The 218-nt window shown below is 68.3% G+C and carries 1 pseudogene; it reads right to left on the bottom strand.

Annotation, left to right across the window (positions count from 1 at the left end):
• A pseudogene (locus OC610_RS29455) lies at positions 1-218 on the bottom strand (FAD-dependent oxidoreductase); the annotation flags it as partial.

Genomic DNA, 218 nt, shown 5'->3' with positions numbered 1-218 from the left:
CGGCCGGGTCACCGGTGAAATCCACGGTCATTTCGCCGCGCGGCGTGAGCAGCGGATGCTCGCAAAAGCCGGTTGGCGGGGCGTCGAAGAAATCCCGGCTGGCCTGGGTCAGCGCGCGTACCTGTGGCGTGCCATAAGCGGCGGTGTACAAGGCCGCCGAACGGCCGGTGGAGTGGTAGGCCGGATGCGACTCGCGTTCAAGCACGATGACCCGGCCG

This window comes from Pseudomonas agronomica (assembly GCF_025917275.1).
In the GTDB taxonomy this organism is placed as follows: domain Bacteria; phylum Pseudomonadota; class Gammaproteobacteria; order Pseudomonadales; family Pseudomonadaceae; genus Aquipseudomonas; species Aquipseudomonas agronomica.
The sequence above is the reverse complement of the archived record's forward strand: the minus strand, read 5'-3'. Positions and strand labels throughout refer to the sequence as shown.